The sequence below is a fragment of the uncultured Gilvimarinus sp. genome (assembly GCF_963972205.1).
GTDB lineage: Bacteria > Pseudomonadota > Gammaproteobacteria > Pseudomonadales > Cellvibrionaceae > Gilvimarinus > Gilvimarinus japonicus.
In genome coordinates this window covers 252792-269136 of the sequence record NZ_CAXAUC010000002.1, presented here as the reverse complement: position 1 = coordinate 269136, position 16345 = coordinate 252792, and the positions used below count along the sequence as shown (strand labels likewise).

Genomic DNA, 16345 nt, shown 5'->3' with positions numbered 1-16345 from the left:
TTAACTTTGTTGCGCCAAAACAAAATCGCGCAGCGAGGCGACACTGCGAAAGTGCTCTTTGTTCTGCTCAGAATTTGCATCAATTTTAACATTAAAGCGCTTTTGCAATGCCAAGCCGAGCTCCAGCGCATCGATAGAGTCGAGCCCCAAACCATCGCCAAACAGCGGCGCGTCGGTAGCGATATCAGCCGTACTAATATCCTCTAGCTCCAGCTCATCAATGATCATCTGTTTAATCTCTTCAGCTGTATCAGCCATAACGCTTTAACCCTTCCTCAAAATAATTTTCTAAATGCCTAGTCAACAGTCGCGCTGCACGAGGCTTATCAGCAAAATCGTCAACTAGCGCCTGCGGCTGCAATAGCTCGGCAAAATAAACATCGATATCAGCGCGGCGCGGCGGAATCCGATACCAAGGCGCCCCTTTGGTCAAGGTCAATGGGTTGCAGGTTATAAACGCTGTCAGTATCGGCGCGCCGGTGCGCACCGCAATATTAGCCAAGCCGCGCTTAAATCTAGGCGCCTCACCGGGGGCGGTACGCGAGCCCTCCGGAAAAATCAGCACAGCCTCGCCAGAGTCGAGCGCCTGACGACAGCCTTGTAGCAACTGCTCGCCGCTGTCGTTACTGATAAAACCAGCTGCCCGCATCACCCCTTTTAAATACCGGTTGCGCCATAATTCGCCCTTCACTACACAATTTGCACGGGGCAAATTAGCAAACAAAATCACAACATCGATCAAGGTCGGATGGTTGGCGATCACCAGGCAACCCGGCGACTGCGCTAACAGCTCGGTATTGTGCAACCTTACCCGAATCAAACCGAACAACTGCATAAGCTGAACAAACCGGGCAAAGGTTTTTTGCTGTATCGCCCGTACCCGCCGCGCCTTTTTAGCTTTGCTGCCAGGCAAGCCATATACCACCGGAAACACCAGCAAAGATTGCAGCAGACCGCCTACGAAAAAAAAGCCAAAACAGAAGCCCGTTGCACTGATTCGCCAAAGCCGGTCCAGACGTCGCTTAAGCCACATGGTCGAGGCGTTCCCAGCACCACCTTTTGTCGCCTGCACCATAATGCAATTTGGGCTCAAACGAAAACCACCAAGCTAAAAAAGCCAACAACAGCGAGCGATTATCGGGCACCCCCGTAAAAGACTCGCAGCTCAAGCTAACCGGTACCGCCCCCGCTGTTGGCTTGCGCTCCAGCACCAGGGCAATAGAGGCGGGGATGTCGAGTTCGTCAATAAACGGCTCATAAGTGCCCGCCAGCGGCTCATCGGTATGCACCAACAACACCCGCGGCGCACCGGCCGCAAGGTGAGTAACCGCTTCGACCCAAGCGTGAGCCAAAGTCTCGCGGCCGGCGGCGAGCGCCAGTGAGGGCGCTTGCAGTTTATGCAAAATGGTAAATAACCCGAGCGCCGAGTTGTGCACCGATAGACTAAAGGCATTGGGTGACAAAGGGTCGCCCGCCGCAAGCGCCTCGAGCAACCCCAGCGTACGCTGCGTATCTCCGTGGCGGGAGCTAAAAATAACTGGGGTGTCAACATTCAAACGAGTGGCGCAAGGGCCCGCAACTTCCAGTGCTTGGCGCCCCCAGCGAGTTAGCCGCCGCCGTGTCATCGCCGGCACTTGCGCGGCGGCAGGGCGCTCGCTCGACGTCACCGCCTGCGGATTATCTGACCAGATAGACCACGCGGCAGGCGTCTCTATGCCCGGCGCCCAAGCTCTAGCCTCTGATACCCACACAACCATTGATGCACGCAATTATTGTCATCTCCTCTCGCCCGCCACAACGGGCAAATCGGGCGACATTTTACACCACCTTGCAGGCTATTGGCACACTGGTAATGATCCCGAGAGAATGTTTAACCGGCCGCGAGCACTGCCGAAGCTTCTAACACTCGGCCTTGCTCAGTGCTAAGCTGGACGCTCAGCCTAGGCCAGCGGGTGTCGTCGATCGTTATCTGCACCAGCTGTCCCGGTAATACTGGGGCAACAAACTTAACCTTTTTAATATCGAGCACAGGATTCGCCGGAAACCGGCTGACTATGTGAGCATGTATTTTGCCCAATAAATACGCACCCGGCACCAGCGGATAACCGACAAAATGCCCCTGCACGCAGGCGGCGAACTCATCAACACGAAATTGCTCTGACATCGGTTATCATGCCCTCACTAACCGGATAACGATAGACTCTATGACTGCGACACTGATTCCCGACATTGCCGAGCTGATCCCCCATCAAGCACCCATGGTGCTGGTGGATTCTATCACCGCTTGGGACGAACACCATATTATCTGCCACGCTACGTCACACATAGAGCGAGACAACCCACTGCGCGATGACGGCCGCCTTTCAGTATTTGCCGGTGTCGAGTACGCCGCTCAAGCGTTAGCCGCCCACGCGCGCCTAAGAGAACCAGACCTGCCACCCAAAAGGGGGATGATTGCCACCGCATCCAAGCTAACCCCTTGCTGCCAGTGGCTCGACGAACATACGGGCGCCTTAACCATTCGCGTTGAGCTGCTCGCCAGTAACCTTACAAGCTCAATGTGCCAGTTCCATATAACCTGCGGCGCCACTGACGTTCTCAGCGGCCAACTGACCGCCTTGACCGCCGAGCCTTAAGACTATGCCAACCAACGTCTGGCTTTGCCCGGCCGATCTACTTACTGCCAACATGCCTCAGACAACGCTCTGGCTAAAGCGACTTTGCGATACCGAGCGCGCGCGTATGCAGCGCTACCGCACCGAGCGACAAAAGTACGGATTTTTAAGCGCGCGAGCACTGCTGCGCACCATTTTGGCCACTTACTGCCACCAAAAGCCCGGGCAACTTCGATTTACAACAAACCGCGCCGGCAAACCGAAACTCGAACACCCACACGCACCCCATTTTAGCCTGAGCCACAGCGGCCACTGGATCGCCTTAGCGGTGGCTCCCGAGGGCGCTATCGGCATTGACCTAGAGCACCCACGCAAGCCGCGCAATGTCATGGCCATCGCCCGCCACTACTATCATCCAAGTGAGCACCAACGGCTCTCGACCCTCGATGAGCCAGCGCGTAGCCGCGAGTTTTACCGACTCTGGACACTGAAAGAGGCCTTTTTTAAAGCCCGGGGCACGGGCATATCAGAGGGTTTAAACCGCGTACGTATCGCACCAGAAGGCCAACAACCGCCGGCGTATTTTGACTTCGAGCCAGAGTTCGCCCGTAAAACCGGCCGCAACACGCTTCCCAGGCAATTGTATTACCACCACGAGCCTATGGGGATCGAGGGTCTCCATATGGCGCTGGCACGAGCGGGGCAACCACTCTGCCCCCAGATCACGCTATTTTCTCATAACCAGCTGGCAGAATAAGCACACAGCGGTAGCCCGTCAGCTACACTACACAGATAAGACCCACTGATAGAGCCACACAGCTATACCAAATGCAGCAAAACCGACAGATCATCATAGGAAGCAAACCTATAGGGACGTGGCCAATTTTGTGCTGGATTTTATTGCTCCTCCCGGCCATCAACGCCTATGCTGAGGAGCTTGCAGACAACAGTGCCAGCATCACCAACTACCAATACCGCACCCCCGGCTCCACCGGCGACCATCGCTTTAGCTACGAGATGGAACTGTTGCGTTTAGCGCTCGACAAAACTACGCCCGAATTTGGCCCTTACACCCTAACGCCCGCCGCCCCCATGAACTTACCCCGCGCCATGGCGCTGGCCACAGGCAAAGACAATTTAATTTTTAAAACCAGTTACGCGCAAAAGCTAACCAACACATTTTACTACCCCGCCTACCCCATCGATCGCGGAATATTCAGCTACCGAATCTGTTTTGAAAACAACCAATCGGCCACACAAACCGGCAACATCGTCAACCTCGAGCAATTGCGCAAACTCAGTATTGGGCAAGGTGTCGGCTGGCTCGATAGCGACATACTTAAACACAACGGGTTTTCCGTCATGGAGGCCGCCAACTATGAAAACCTATTCCCCATGCTCGCAGGCGAGCGCTTTGACTTATTCTGCCGCGGACCGAGCGAGATACAACCAGAATGGCAAAACTATGGCGACATCGGCGGCTTTCGTATCAACCCAAATTTAGCCCTTTATTACCCATTACCGCGCTTTTTTTGGGTTCACAAAAGTAAACCCAAGGTTTTTGCCCGCCTTAACCGTGGGCTTCAGCTCGCCTACACCGATGGCTCGGCACTCGAGCTTTGGCGCAAGCACTACCAAGCCAACCTCGGCGCCATTAACCTTAACAACCGCCGGATTTTTATTTTGCGTAATCCATACCTTGAGGGCATTAATGAAAAGTACAAAGAGTACTTTCTCGGCCGCCAAGAGCTAGAACTACGTTAATGCTGGCACCCAACTTTAGCGATAAACACCACCAATCGTGACATTCACCAGACATCTAGCAATGCTGCAATGCATACCAACAAACAAGAAGAACCCTCTAATCCAAGCTAACACCTATAAAAAAGACCCTGCGCTTTGGCGTAGAACTGAGTATCGGGGATGAGGCAAGTACACTTCAAACCTTAGCTCGACCTGTCAGGCATAAAAAAAGGCCCTTCACTTTCGTGAAGAGCCTTTTCTTTGAGATGGTGCCCAAGGCCGGACTTGAACCGGCACGGCTTACGCCACTACCCCCTCAAGATAGCGTGTCTACCAATTCCACCACTTGGGCAATTCTATATTAGCTACTCACTGTTAAGGAGCGGCTGGAACCTCATCTTCTGCAACACCGGCACCTTGCTCGACGCTCGGCACATCAGAGCCGCCGGGGACGTCTGACTCATCGGCAGATGCGTCAACAGCACCGCCAGCCGCAGGAACGTCACTCTCAGCGGGTGCGGATTCTATCACGCTCGGAATTGAATCGTCAGCTATGGAAGAGCTATTTTTTGCAATAATAGCGAGACCAAAACTGGTGCAGAAAAAGACAAACGCAAAAATAGCCGTGGCGCGGGTAAAAAAGTTACCACTGCCCTCACTACCAAAGACGGTTTGCGATGCGCCAGCACCAAAAGAGGCACCGGCTGAGGCGCCTTTGCCCTGCTGCATTAAGATCAATGCAATGATGGCCAGCGCCGTTAAGATATGAACAATCAGTACTATTTTTTCCATTACTCCGCTCTCTTTACGAGCTTACTGTGTCATGCCAGTAGCAACCTGTTCGGCGCTCTGACATATCGCTATAAATTCTTCTGCGTTAAGCGATGCTCCCCCTAAGAGGGCGCCATCGATATCCGGCTCGGCAAACAAGCTCAGCGCGTTGTCGGCCTTAACGCTGCCGCCGTACAATATGACTAAACCGTTACCCTGGGCACCGAACTGACCGCGGATAAAAGTGTGTACCTCTTGGGCTTGCTCTGGCGTCGCCGTTTTACCTGTACCTACCGCCCAAATTGGCTCATAAGCTACCACGGCACGACTAAACGCCTCTAAGCCCGCCGCCTCAATCACAACTCTAAGTTGCTGACCAATAGCGTCAAGCGCATTTCCCGCTTCACGTGCTTGCTCGGATTCGCCGACACATAAAATGGGGGTTAGACCACTCTCTTGCGCCGCTAAAAACTGCTCTGCCACATACAAATCACTTTCGGACTGCATCCGGCGGCGCTCGTTGTGACCGACAATCACATAGTGACAACCACAATCCGATAGCATTTCACCAGAGATCTCGCCGGTAAAAGCGCCATTGGCACGCGGATTAAGACTTTGCGCCCCCACAATAAGCGGGCTACTCGCAAGCGTCTCGGCCAGTTGTGGCAAATACACAAATGGAGGACAAATCGCAGCATCAACGTGTTGCAGCGGACGCCAGCCAGACAAAATTGCTTGGAGTAACCGGTCGTTGGCGGCACGAGTGCCGTTCATTTTCCAGTTACCGACGACTAACTTGCGTCGATCTCCTCTGGACTGCAATCCCACTTTGGTGTCCTCCGTAAAACGGCCGCCAATGGTATCCGAACACTCTTCAAGATACAACGGCAAATTGCCCTAAAAACCGTAGGTTACGCGACTAATTCAGCGCCTTTTCCACCTCTTGCGCGAGCTGCCCGGCCAAGCGCTTTACCTCGGCGCGATCTTCACCTTCAACCATAACCCGAACGACCGGCTCAGTGCCCGAAGGCCGCAGCAGGACCCGGCCACGACCACCCAGCTGTTGCTCCGTGGCGGCGACGGCGGACTGAACGGCAGGATCACTGCTTAAATCGACTTTTTTCAAGCGATGGACATTGATCATAGTTTGCGGCAACTTCACCATCCCCTGTTTAGCACTGTGCAGAGTTTTGTCCATAGCACTAATCGCCAGCAAAACCTGCAGGGCCGAGATGATGCCATCACCGGTGGTGGTCACATTGCCACAGACGATATGCCCTGACGACTCCCCACCCAGCGTCCAACCATTATTGCGCATGGTCTCGATCACGTAGCGGTCCCCCACTTTAGCGCGAGCAAATGGAATACCTAGCGCTTTAAGACCGAGCTCGAAGCCAAAATTACTCATAAGGGTGCCCACCACACCGGGGCAGCCACCGCCGAGCTTGTGCTGATACGCCGCAATGATGTAGAGCAGCTCATCGCCATCGACGACCTCCCCCTTGTGATCGACAAAGATTAAGCGATCACCGTCGCCATCAAAGGCGATACCCAAATCGGCCCCCACTTCCTGCACTTTTTCTTTCAGTGCCTCGGGGTTAGTCGAGCCACAACTGCGATTAATGTTCGTGCCATTGGGCTCGCAAGCAAACGGGATGACTTTAGCGCCCAACTCACTAAAAACACTTGGAGCAATGTGGTACGTGGCGCCATGAGCGCAATCCACCACGATTTGCATCCCCGAGAGCTTAAATCCCCAAGGCATAGTACCTTTGCAAAACTCAATATAACGACCCGCGGCATCCGTGATCCGGCGCGCCTTACCAAGCCGCTCCGCCGTCACCATCGGCTGTTCAAGCTGCTCTTCTATGGCGTGCTCTATATCATCGGGTAGCTTAGTGCCCTCCGCGCTAAAGAACTTAATGCCGTTATCAAAATAACTGTTGTGCGAGGCGCTAATGACAATGCCGGCTTGCGCCTGAAACGTACGGGTTAAATAAGCAATGCCAGGCGTAGGCATTGGCCCTAACAGCCCGACGTCGACCCCTGCGTTAATCAAGCCCGCCTGCAGTGCAGACTCAAACATATACCCCGATATCCGGGTGTCTTTACCAATTAGGATCAAGCCCGGCCCGTCGTAGTGATCCACTAACACCCGGCCCGCCGCCCAACCCAGTTTAAGCATAAAGTCAGGAGTGATGGGCGTTTCGCCCACGCGTCCGCGAATACCATCGGTACCAAAATATTGTCGGCTCATATTTACTAACTCTCTTTCTCGCACCAGCCATCTTGCACAGCTAGGTGAACACTAATCATATCGCTGGTGGCGGCCACATCGTGCACTCGAATAATATTGGCACCGCGCAACACACTCTCGTGCGCTAGCGCCTGTGATCCAGGCAAACGCTTATCAACATCGCGGCCAAGTAACGCGCCTAACAAAGATTTACGCGACAAGCCTACTAAAAGCGGCCGCTGATATCGTTGGAACTCAGATAAACCATGCAACAAGGTTAAATTTTGCGCCAGTGTTTTGCCAAAGCCAAAACCTGGATCTAGCAGTACCCTGTCGCGATCGAGGCCAGCGGCTTCACAAGCGTCCAGCCGCTGAGAAAAAAAGTCATGCACCTCGCGCATTACGTCTGGGTAAGTTTGTAGGTCGCTCATATTGTCTGGCTCGCCACGCATATGCATCAAGCATACTGGCAGCCCAGTCAGTGCCGCGGCTTTCAACGCGCCCTCTCGGCGCAGCGCGCGCACATCGTTGATCAAACCGGCGCCTGCCGCAGCCGCCTCGCGCATAACCACTGGGTTGCTGGTATCCACCGATACAAGTGCCCCCAGCTCGCGGGTAATCGCCTCAATCACTGGAATAACCCGCTCCAGCTCTTGCGCCTCAGAAACCGGGGCGGCACCGGGGCGAGTAGACTCGCCGCCCACATCGATAATAGCGGCGCCTTCGGCCAGCATTTGACGGGCGCGCTCTAACGCCAGCGCAAGATCAACGGAGGCGCCCTTAAAATAACGGCCACCATCAGAGAAGGAGTCGGGTGTGGCATTCAAAATGCCCATCACTTGCGGCCGCTCAAACACCAAGCGATGAGCAGCGCAATTTATAGGGGCAAGCGAACTAGAGGCAGACGAGGGCAAGGGCATACTGGTCACGGCTTAACGAATAAGATTTGACTAAAACAGTCGAGTTATAAACGGCTTTATAACAGCGCGGAATTTTAGCCGGATACAAATAACCCCGCAAAAGCGGGGTTATAGTACGGCATGTGCGGCTTAGTGATCTTCCGCAGGGCCGCCGATAGGTCCAGCTTTACCCTCTTTCGGAGAGTCGTCAGCTTTATCACTCACACCGCCACCGCCAACATGGCCATTAAAGTCACCATCGTGCCAATCCCGCGGTGGACGAACTTTACGGCGCGCCATCAAATCATCAACCTGCTCGGCATCAATCGTCTCGTACTCCATCAGTGCGTCTTTCATAGCTTCCAGAATATCGCGATTATCGTGCAACAGCTGCTCAGCACGCTTGTAACAGCCATCGATAATCTGACGCACTTCCTGATCAATCAACTTCGAGGTTTCCCCCGAATAGTTAATTTGCCCCGAGCCAGGCATCATGCCTTCGTCTTCACCATAGTGCAGCGGGCCAAGCTTTTGCGACAAGCCCCATTTAGTCACCATATTGCGCGACAGCTCCGTCGCCCGCTCGATATCGTTAGAAGCACCAGTGGTGATACCGTCATCGCCTAACGTCATTTGCTCGGCAATGCGACCACCAAACAAAGTGCAAATGCTCGACTCAATAGAGCGGCGGCTCATACTGTACTTATCGGCCTCGGGCAAAAACTGCGTTACCCCCAGCGCCCGGCCACGGGGAATAATCGTCACCTTGTGAATCGGGTCGTGCTCAGGCACCAAACGACCAATAATCGCGTGGCCGGCCTCGTGGTACGCGGTGTTCTCTTTTTCTTTCTCGCTCATCACCATGGAGCGGCGCTCGGCCCCCATCATGATTTTATCGCGCGCTTTCTCAAACTCTTCCATCGTGACCAAACGCTTGTTGGCCCGGGCCGCAAACAGTGCGGCCTCGTTGACTAAGTTAGCAAGGTCAGCCCCCGAGAAGCCCGGTGTGCCACGGGCAATAACGGATGCCTCGACCGACTCGGAGATGGGCACTTTGCGCATGTGCACTTTAAGCACTTGCTCGCGGCCGCGAATATCGGGCAAGCCCACAACGACTTGACGGTCAAAACGGCCGGGGCGCAACAGGGCTTTATCCAATACATCGGGGCGGTTTGTGGCGGCGATAACAATCACGCCTTCACTGCCTTCAAACCCGTCCATTTCGACCAGTAGCTGGTTCAGCGTTTGCTCGCGCTCATCGTTGCCACCACCATGACCGCCGCCACGATGGCGACCAACGGCATCGATTTCATCAATAAAAATGATGCAAGGCGCCTGTTTTTTGGCCTGCTCAAACATATCGCGCACGCGCGAGGCGCCCACGCCGACAAACATCTCAACAAAGTCGGAACCCGAGATAGAAAAGAAAGGCACTTTGGCTTCACCGGCGATGGCTTTCGCCAACAACGTTTTACCCGTACCAGGGGCACCGGCCATCAGTACACCGCGTGGAATACGGCCACCCAGGCGCTGGAATTTAGTCGGGTCGCGCAAGTACTCAACCAACTCTTGCACTTCTTCTTTGGCTTCATCGACCCCGGCAACGTCGGCAAAGGTCGTTTTAATTTGGTCTTCGCCCAAAAGGCGCGCCTTAGATTTACCAAAGCTCATAGGGCCGCCGCGACCGCCGCCGCCTGCACCGCCCTGCATTTGGCGCATAAAAAACAGAAATACCGCAATGATAATCAAAATAGGGAAGCTGGCGATTAACAGCTGATACAAAAGACCGGGTTTTTCGGGCGCCAAGGCGGTGATCTTAACGTCGTGATGACGTAAATCGCCCATCAAATTAGTATCGGGAACGGATGGCATTTTGGTCTTAAAGCTTGAGCTGTCGGCCATGACACCACGAATATCTGTCTCTTGGATGGTCACTTCTCGCACCCGATCCTGCTCCACAGCGGTGACAAACTCCGAATAGCTCATAGACTCGGACTGTGCGGGCTGCTGAAAGCCCTGAAACACGCTGAACAGAACAGCAGCAATAATCAGCCATAAAATCAGATTTTTCGTCATATCGTTCAAGGTATAACCCTCAATTTACATCAAATCGGGCGCCTAGCGCCGCTGCTTGGCCTTCTGCGTTATAACGGGCAAATTTAGAAGGCTCATAATAATGACAGCCGTTTTACAGTATAGCCCCGTAGATCACATTTAGGCCGTAAAATTCCGCCTGTCATGAAATTTCAACTCGCTAGAACAGGGTACCCCATTCGGCACTCGATATTCAGCATTTAAAGCCCTTACCCGTGAGATATACCTCATGAAAAGCGCTTCGGATGGTACAAAAAGAGCCAGTATACGCGCCAATGAGCACGCAAATTCTCTGGGGCGCGCACCGATGTCAGGGCCTTGCAAGAGCAAAGCTGTTTAGGGCTATAACCCGGGTCTCTCACCCAACACTTCGCGCAGGGCTAACTGACAGCGCCTACCTCACTCATATGGGGGCCGCATCGGAGATTACAAGGTCAGACGGGCGCGTCAGAACCTAGTATTCGTCCAATTGAGCACCTCAACACCGGATTGACCGGTTTTGGCCGATTTATCACCGACGTACGGCGCCGCGACTACTGCGCTAGAATTACCTAATGGAAGCGCGGAGAAATACATTTCCTGCCGGCGTTTAGGGTACAATAGCCGCCCGCCAGTGGGTGGCACGAAGTCTCGCAAAAGGTAACTACGCTATGTCCTCAAACTCCGAACGCAAAAAACAGTTTCGCTCGCTCGGCCACAACTTAAAACCGATTGTGACCATTGCCGACAACGGCCTCAGCGAGGGCGTACTTTCGGAGCTGAACCGCGCATTGGATGACCACGAACTGATCAAAGTAAAGCTCGCTCTGACCGAGCGTGAAGACCGTCAGCAAATTACGGATGAGATTCGCAAGCTGCCCAAAACCGAAGTTATTCAGCAAATCGGCAAGGTGTTGCTGTTGTTTCGCGCCGCGAAACAACCTAACCCTAAGCTGTCCAACTTACTGCGCTAAAGCGGGCAACAGCAGACGGGGCATGGAGAACGAAAACGTTCCCCATTCCCCGTTCCTTAAATATGTTCCACCTTGTCGATTTCGTACTCGACTTCTCCGCCCGGCGTTTTAACCACCACCACGTCGCCCTCTTCTTTGCCAATTAATGCGCGGGCAATCGGTGAGCTAATAGAGATTTTATTAATTTTAACGTCGGCCTCATCGTCACCGACAATACGGTAGGTTTTTTCTTCATCCGTCTCGACGTTAACGATGGTCACAGTTGTGCCAAAAATCACCTTGCCAGTGGCCGGTATCGCTTTAACATCGATAACCTGAGAGTCCGCCAGCTTACCCTCGATCTCTTGAATACGGCCCTCGCAAAAGCTCTGCTGCTCCCGCGCGGCGTGATATTCGGCATTTTCTTTTAAGTCACCATGCTCGCGAGCATCGGCGATGTCTTGAATAATACGCGGACGCTGAACTTTTTTAAGGTCTTCCAGCTCGGCGCGCAGCGCCTCAGCGCCCTCTACAGTCATAGGGACTTTTTTCATTGTGCGGCCTCCTTGTGTAGGTCCTGCAAGCGGCGAACTTCAATCTCACCACCGGCGCGCAGCGCCATCGCTACGGCTTCACCACCGGCCAACGTTGTGGTGTAGTAAACGCGGCGAGCTTCGGCACTGCGACGGATAGGCGCCGAATCGCGGGTAGCCTGACGCCCCTCGGTGGTATTAATGATTAAGGTCACCTCGTCATTTTTAATCATGTCGACAACGTGCGGACGACCTTCGACCACCTTATTAACCACATCAACATCAAAGCCGGCGGCGCTCAGTACTTTGGCAGTACCGCGAGTCGCCACGAGCGAGAAGCCAAGCTCCAGCAGGTTTTTCGCCACCGCAACAACGCCACTTTTATCCACGTCACGCACACTGATAAAGGCGCGTCCACCCTCGGGTAATTTGCTACCGGCGCCCAATTGGCTTTTGCCGTAGGCTTCACCAAAGGTCGCGCCGACGCCCATCACCTCACCGGTGGATTTCATCTCGGGGCCCAGAATCGGGTCGACCGCCGGGAATTTATTAAAGGGGAATACCGCCTCTTTAACATGGAAGTGCTTGGGTACGATTTCTTCAGTGAAACCTTGCTCGGCCAGAGAAATGCCCGCCTGACAACGCGCGGCAACTTTAGCCAAAGACACGCCAATACACTTGGACACATAAGGCACGGTCCGCGAGGCGCGAGGGTTAACCTCGATCACATAGATTTTGCCATCTTGGTAGGCAAGCTGAGTATTCATCAAGCCCACCACGCCCAGCTCCACCGCCATAGCCTTTACTTGCTCGCGCATTAAATCTTGCACATCGGCTGGCAGCGAGTAAGGAGGCAACGAACAGGCCGAATCACCTGAGTGAACACCACACTGCTCAATGTGTTGCATAATGCCGCCAATCACCACTTGAGAGCCATCCGATACCGCGTCGATGTCGACCTCGATAGCGGCACTCAAGAAGTGATCCAGCAGTACCGGCGCATCTTCAGAGACTTTAACCGCCGAGTGCATATAAGTGCGCAACTCTTCTTCTTTATAAACAATCTCCATCGCCCGGCCGCCCAATACATACGACGGACGCACGACCAGCGGGTAGCCCACTTTCTCGGCGCTAATCAAGGCCTCTTCCAGCGAGCGAACAATGGCATTCGGCGGCTGCAACAAACCGAGATTCTCGATCATTTGCTGAAAACGCTCGCGATCTTCGGCGCGATCGATGGCATCGGGGCTGGTGCCGATAATGGGCACACCTTCGGCCTCCAGAGCGCGGGCGAGCTTGAGTGGCGTCTGGCCGCCAAACTGTACAATCACGCCTTTGGGCTGCTCTTTATGGACAATCTCCAGCACGTCTTCCAATGTCACCGGCTCAAAGTACAGGCGATCGGAGGTGTCGTAATCGGTGGAGACCGTTTCGGGGTTGCAGTTGACCATAATGGTCTCGTAGCCGTCCTCGCGCATGGCAAGCGCGGCGTGTACACAGCAGTAGTCAAACTCGATGCCCTGTCCAATACGGTTGGGGCCACCGCCAATCACTAGGATTTTTGGCTTACCCGAGGGCTCGGCTTCGCACTCTTCGTCGTAGCTCGAGTACATATACGCGGTAGACGTCGCAAATTCGGCCGCGCAGGTATCAACCCGCTTATACACCGGGCGAATATCTTGCGCGTGGCGCGCGGCGCGCACTTTGGCCTCTTTAACGCCCAACAACAAAGCCAAACGCTTATCGGAGAAACCTTTGCGCTTTAACAAGTACAGATCATCGGCCGTTAAGTCTGGCAACTTCGCCGCGCGGACTTTTTGCTCAAGGTCGATCAACTCGCGCAACTGCTCTAAGAACCAGCGATCGATTTTAGAAGTATCAAACACTTCATCGACCGTCATACCTAGACGGAAGGCATCGCCCACGTACCAGATACGCTCAGCACCCGGCGTGGTCAGCTCGCGACGAATACGCGCCGGGGTCTCTTCGGCCGACAAGTCCAGCTTAGACTCAAAACCGGCAGAGCCAACCTCTAGGCCACGCAACGCTTTTTGCAGCGACTCCTGGAAAGTGCGGCCAATGGCCATCACTTCACCGACCGACTTCATTTGAGTGGTTAAGCGAGCGTCGGCATCGCCGAACTTCTCGAAGGTAAAGCGCGGGATTTTAGTAACCACGTAATCGATTGACGGTTCAAACGAGGCGGGGGTGGCACCGCCTGTGATTTCGTTTTGCAGCTCATCAAGGGTGTAACCAACAGCCAACTTAGCCGCAATTTTGGCGATAGGAAAGCCGGTCGCCTTAGAGGCCAAAGCCGAGGAGCGAGACACCCGAGGGTTCATCTCGATCACTACCAGACGGCCGTTGTCCGGGTTCACCGCAAACTGCACATTAGAGCCACCGGTTTCCACACCAATCTCACGCAGTACCGCCAGCGAGGCGTTACGCATAATTTGCAGCTCTTTGTCCGTCAGGGTTTGTGCCGGCGCTACGGTAATAGAATCACCGGTGTGCACACCCATCGGGTCAAAGTTTTCGATCGAGCAGACAATGATGCAGTTGTCATTTTTGTCGCGCACAACCTCCATCTCATACTCTTTCCAACCGAGCAGAGACTCGTCAATCAGCAACTCGTTGGTGGGCGACAAGTCCAGGCCACGAGCACAAATTTCCTCAAACTCTTCCCAGTTGTAGGCAATGCCGCCACCCGATCCGCCCATGGTAAAAGACGGGCGAATAATGACCGGAAAACCATATTTTTTGGGGACTTCTTTGGCCTCTTCCATCGAGTGCACGATGTCGGCGCGGGCGCATTCAAGACCAATTCTTTTCATGGCCTTATCAAATAAGTCACGATCCTCGGCTTTGTTGATGGCCTCTTCGTTGGCACCAATCAGCTCCACACCGTACTTTTCCAGCACGCCGTGTTTGGCCAGATCGAGCGCACAGTTAAGCGCGGTTTGACCACCCATGGTGGGCAACACTACATCGGGGCGCTCTTTCTCGATGATTTTGGCAACGGTTTGCCACTCCACCGGCTCGATGTAAGTCGCATCGGCCATAGCCGGGTCGGTCATGATGGTGGCGGGGTTTGAGTTCACCAGAATCACCCGGTAGCCCTCTTCGCGCAGCGCTTTACACGCCTGGGCGCCGGAGTAGTCAAACTCGCAGGCTTGGCCGATCACAATCGGGCCTGCGCCGAGAATCAATACACTGCTAATGTCGGTACGCTTTGGCATCTTCTCTCCAAAATCTGTTGCCAATCCCGAGGGATCACTGGGCCGCTTTGTGCGCCTCAATCAATTCAATAAAGTGGTCAAACAGACCGTCGGCATCGTGCGGGCCAGGGCTGGCCTCGGGGTGCCCCTGAAAGCTAAAGGCTGGCTTGTCCGTAAGGTGAATGCCCTGCAGTGAGCCATCAAACAGCGACTTATGGGTTGTTTTGACGTTGGCGGGCAAGGTGGATTCATCCACCGCAAAGCCGTGGTTTTGCGCGGTGATCATCACCAGGCCGGTTGCGGTATCTTGCACCGGGTGGTTGCCGCCGTGATGGCCAAACTTCATCTTAACGGTCTTAGCACCGGCAGCCAGCGCCAGCAGCTGGTGACCGAGGCAAATCCCAAATACGGGGATGTTGGTGGTCAAAATCTCTTTGATGGCGGCAATCGCGTAATCGCAGGGCTGTGGATCGCCCGGGCCATTGGCCAAAAAGATACCGTCTGGATTCATCGCCAGCACATCGGCCGCCGGGGTTTTTGCCGGTACAACGGTAATATCGCAACCGCGATCGGCCAGCATACGCAAGATATTGCGCTTAACACCGTAATCGTACGCCACCACTTTAAAGCGGGTCTCGACGATATCTGAGTGACCAGAGCCGAGACTCCAGCTGCCCTCGGTCCACTTATAGGGCGCTTCGCAGCTAACCTCTTTGGCTAAATCCATGCCTTTAAGGCCCGGAAAGGCTTTGGCAGCTTCCAAAGCTTTGACCTCGTCGATATCACCGGCGACAATACAGCCGTTTTGCGCGCCTTTATCGCGCAAAATGCGAGTCAAGCGGCGAGTATCTATGTCGGCAATGCCTACCACGTCCTTTTGCTTGAGGTAGTCATCCAAGCTCTGGCTTTGACGGAAGTTGCTGGACAGACGCGGTAAATCGCGAATCACCAGACCTGCCGACCAAATGGTCGCGCACTCTTCGTCTTCGGGCGTAGTGCCGGTATTGCCAATATGTGGATAGGTCAGCGTTACAATTTGGCGGGCATAGGAAGGATCGGTGAGGATCTCCTGATAGCCGGTCATCGAGGTATTAAACACCACCTCACCAACCGACAGGCCGTCGGCACCAATAGCTGTACCGCGAAAGACACTACCGTCCTCTAGCACCAGTAGCGCGGGTCTCTGAGCCCCAGTAATCAAGTCAACCTCCTCAACAATTCACTTTCTTCATGCCGAGCGAAACGACCACACAAACCGGGGTGCGTCGCTGATTTAGATACATCTGCTCGGAAATAAAAGCCCG

The 16345-nt window shown here is 54.2% G+C and carries 16 protein-coding genes and 1 tRNA gene; 4 read left to right on the top strand and 13 right to left on the bottom strand.

Going from position 1 to position 16345, the window contains the following annotated elements:
* From AACY82_RS05705 to AACY82_RS05690, 4 genes are all read right to left on the bottom strand, one after another.
* Positions 1-258: a phosphopantetheine-binding protein gene (locus AACY82_RS05705; protein WP_339615817.1), complete on the bottom strand. Its 258-nt coding sequence runs from the start codon at positions 256-258 to the stop codon at positions 1-3.
* Positions 251-1033, bottom strand: coding sequence for a lysophospholipid acyltransferase family protein (locus tag AACY82_RS05700; protein ID WP_339615816.1), 783 nt, complete (start codon positions 1031-1033; stop codon positions 251-253). The genes AACY82_RS05705 and AACY82_RS05700 overlap by 8 nt, the downstream gene beginning before the upstream one ends.
* Positions 1023-1769, bottom strand: coding sequence for a beta-ketoacyl synthase chain length factor (locus tag AACY82_RS05695; RefSeq protein ID WP_339615815.1), 747 nt, complete (start codon positions 1767-1769; stop codon positions 1023-1025). The genes AACY82_RS05700 and AACY82_RS05695 overlap by 11 nt, the downstream gene beginning before the upstream one ends.
* Before the next feature lie 101 nt (positions 1770-1870).
* The gene (locus AACY82_RS05690; protein WP_339615814.1) at positions 1871-2164 is read right to left on the bottom strand and encodes a hypothetical protein; all 294 of its coding nucleotides are present in this window, start codon (positions 2162-2164) and stop codon (positions 1871-1873) included.
* A 40-nt stretch (positions 2165-2204) separates the two neighbouring features.
* Between AACY82_RS05690 and AACY82_RS05685 the strand changes: the two genes are divergently transcribed.
* The 3 genes from AACY82_RS05685 to AACY82_RS05675 all read left to right on the top strand — a co-directional run bounded on the left by AACY82_RS05685 (position 2205) and on the right by AACY82_RS05675 (position 4379).
* Complete coding sequence (locus tag AACY82_RS05685) at positions 2205-2636, top strand: hypothetical protein (protein WP_339615813.1); 432 nt, start codon at positions 2205-2207, stop codon at positions 2634-2636.
* Between the two features lie 4 nt (positions 2637-2640).
* Positions 2641-3372 carry a 4'-phosphopantetheinyl transferase superfamily protein gene (locus AACY82_RS05680; RefSeq protein ID WP_339615812.1) on the top strand — a complete coding sequence of 244 codons (732 nt, stop codon included), beginning with the start codon at positions 2641-2643 and terminating at the stop codon, positions 3370-3372.
* Positions 3373-3500: 128 nt separating this feature from the next.
* Entirely contained in the window at positions 3501-4379 is an 879-nt protein-coding gene (locus tag AACY82_RS05675; RefSeq protein WP_339615811.1) for a hypothetical protein, read from the top strand.
* A 246-nt stretch (positions 4380-4625) separates the two neighbouring features.
* On the opposite strand, the gene AACY82_RS05670 is transcribed toward AACY82_RS05675, so the two are convergent.
* The 6 genes from AACY82_RS05670 to ftsH all read right to left on the bottom strand — a co-directional run bounded on the left by AACY82_RS05670 (position 4626) and on the right by ftsH (position 10340).
* Positions 4626-4710 (bottom strand) — tRNA-Leu (locus tag AACY82_RS05670).
* Positions 4711-4733: 23 nt separating this feature from the next.
* A complete protein-coding gene (secG, locus tag AACY82_RS05665) occupies positions 4734-5150 on the bottom strand; it encodes a preprotein translocase subunit SecG (protein ID WP_339615810.1) in 417 nt (138 codons plus the stop codon).
* Between the two features lie 21 nt (positions 5151-5171).
* Positions 5172-5951 carry a triose-phosphate isomerase gene (gene tpiA / locus AACY82_RS05660; RefSeq protein WP_339616067.1) on the bottom strand — a complete coding sequence of 260 codons (780 nt, stop codon included), beginning with the start codon at positions 5949-5951 and terminating at the stop codon, positions 5172-5174.
* A gap of 97 nt (positions 5952-6048) precedes the next feature.
* Positions 6049-7386, bottom strand: a complete 1338-nt coding sequence (glmM, locus tag AACY82_RS05655) for a phosphoglucosamine mutase (protein ID WP_339615809.1) — start codon at positions 7384-7386, stop codon at positions 6049-6051.
* 5 nt (positions 7387-7391) lie between these two features.
* A complete protein-coding gene (gene folP, locus AACY82_RS05650; protein ID WP_339616066.1) occupies positions 7392-8201 on the bottom strand; it encodes a dihydropteroate synthase in 810 nt (269 codons plus the stop codon).
* Positions 8202-8414: 213 nt separating this feature from the next.
* Positions 8415-10340, bottom strand: a complete 1926-nt coding sequence (gene ftsH / locus AACY82_RS05645; protein ID WP_339616065.1) for an ATP-dependent zinc metalloprotease FtsH — start codon at positions 10338-10340, stop codon at positions 8415-8417.
* 668 nt (positions 10341-11008) lie between these two features.
* Between ftsH and yhbY the strand changes: the two genes are divergently transcribed.
* Entirely contained in the window at positions 11009-11311 is a 303-nt protein-coding gene (gene yhbY, locus AACY82_RS05640) for a ribosome assembly RNA-binding protein YhbY (protein WP_339615808.1), read from the top strand.
* A gap of 56 nt (positions 11312-11367) precedes the next feature.
* Here yhbY and greA read toward each other — a convergent pair whose 3' ends face one another.
* Genes greA through carA form a run of 3 tightly spaced genes read right to left on the bottom strand, consistent with a single transcriptional unit; the run spans position 11368 to position 16260 of the window.
* Positions 11368-11844: a transcription elongation factor GreA gene (gene greA / locus AACY82_RS05635; protein ID WP_339615807.1), complete on the bottom strand. Its 477-nt coding sequence runs from the start codon at positions 11842-11844 to the stop codon at positions 11368-11370.
* Positions 11841-15062, bottom strand: a complete 3222-nt coding sequence (carB, locus tag AACY82_RS05630) for a carbamoyl-phosphate synthase large subunit (protein ID WP_339615806.1) — start codon at positions 15060-15062, stop codon at positions 11841-11843. Before carB ends, greA begins: the two co-directional genes overlap by 4 nt.
* 34 nt (positions 15063-15096) lie before the next feature.
* Positions 15097-16260 carry a glutamine-hydrolyzing carbamoyl-phosphate synthase small subunit gene (carA, locus tag AACY82_RS05625; protein ID WP_339616064.1) on the bottom strand — a complete coding sequence of 388 codons (1164 nt, stop codon included), beginning with the start codon at positions 16258-16260 and terminating at the stop codon, positions 15097-15099.
* Between the last annotated feature and the right edge of the window lie 85 nt (positions 16261-16345).

What these genes read in the sequence shown, in the direction of transcription:
- AACY82_RS05705 (WP_339615817.1), bottom strand. Translation starts at nt 258, where the DNA reads ATGGCTGATACAGCTGAAGAGATTAAACAGATGATCATTGATGAGCTG.
- AACY82_RS05700 (WP_339615816.1), bottom strand. Translation starts at nt 1,033, where the DNA reads ATGTGGCTTAAGCGACGTCTGGACCGGCTTTGGCGAATCAGTGCAACG.
- AACY82_RS05690 (WP_339615814.1), bottom strand. Translation starts at nt 2,164, where the DNA reads ATGTCAGAGCAATTTCGTGTTGATGAGTTCGCCGCCTGCGTGCAGGGG.
- AACY82_RS05685 (WP_339615813.1), top strand. Translation starts at nt 2,205, where the DNA reads ATGACTGCGACACTGATTCCCGACATTGCCGAGCTGATCCCCCATCAA.
- AACY82_RS05680 (WP_339615812.1), top strand. Translation starts at nt 2,641, where the DNA reads ATGCCAACCAACGTCTGGCTTTGCCCGGCCGATCTACTTACTGCCAAC.
- secG (WP_339615810.1), bottom strand. Translation starts at nt 5,150, where the DNA reads ATGGAAAAAATAGTACTGATTGTTCATATCTTAACGGCGCTGGCCATC.
- glmM (WP_339615809.1), bottom strand. Translation starts at nt 7,386, where the DNA reads ATGAGCCGACAATATTTTGGTACCGATGGTATTCGCGGACGCGTGGGC.
- folP (WP_339616066.1), bottom strand. Translation starts at nt 8,201, where the DNA reads ATGGGCATTTTGAATGCCACACCCGACTCCTTCTCTGATGGTGGCCGT.
- ftsH (WP_339616065.1), bottom strand. Translation starts at nt 10,340, where the DNA reads ATGACGAAAAATCTGATTTTATGGCTGATTATTGCTGCTGTTCTGTTC.
- yhbY (WP_339615808.1), top strand. Translation starts at nt 11,009, where the DNA reads ATGTCCTCAAACTCCGAACGCAAAAAACAGTTTCGCTCGCTCGGCCAC.
- greA (WP_339615807.1), bottom strand. Translation starts at nt 11,844, where the DNA reads ATGAAAAAAGTCCCTATGACTGTAGAGGGCGCTGAGGCGCTGCGCGCC.
- carB (WP_339615806.1), bottom strand. Translation starts at nt 15,062, where the DNA reads ATGCCAAAGCGTACCGACATTAGCAGTGTATTGATTCTCGGCGCAGGC.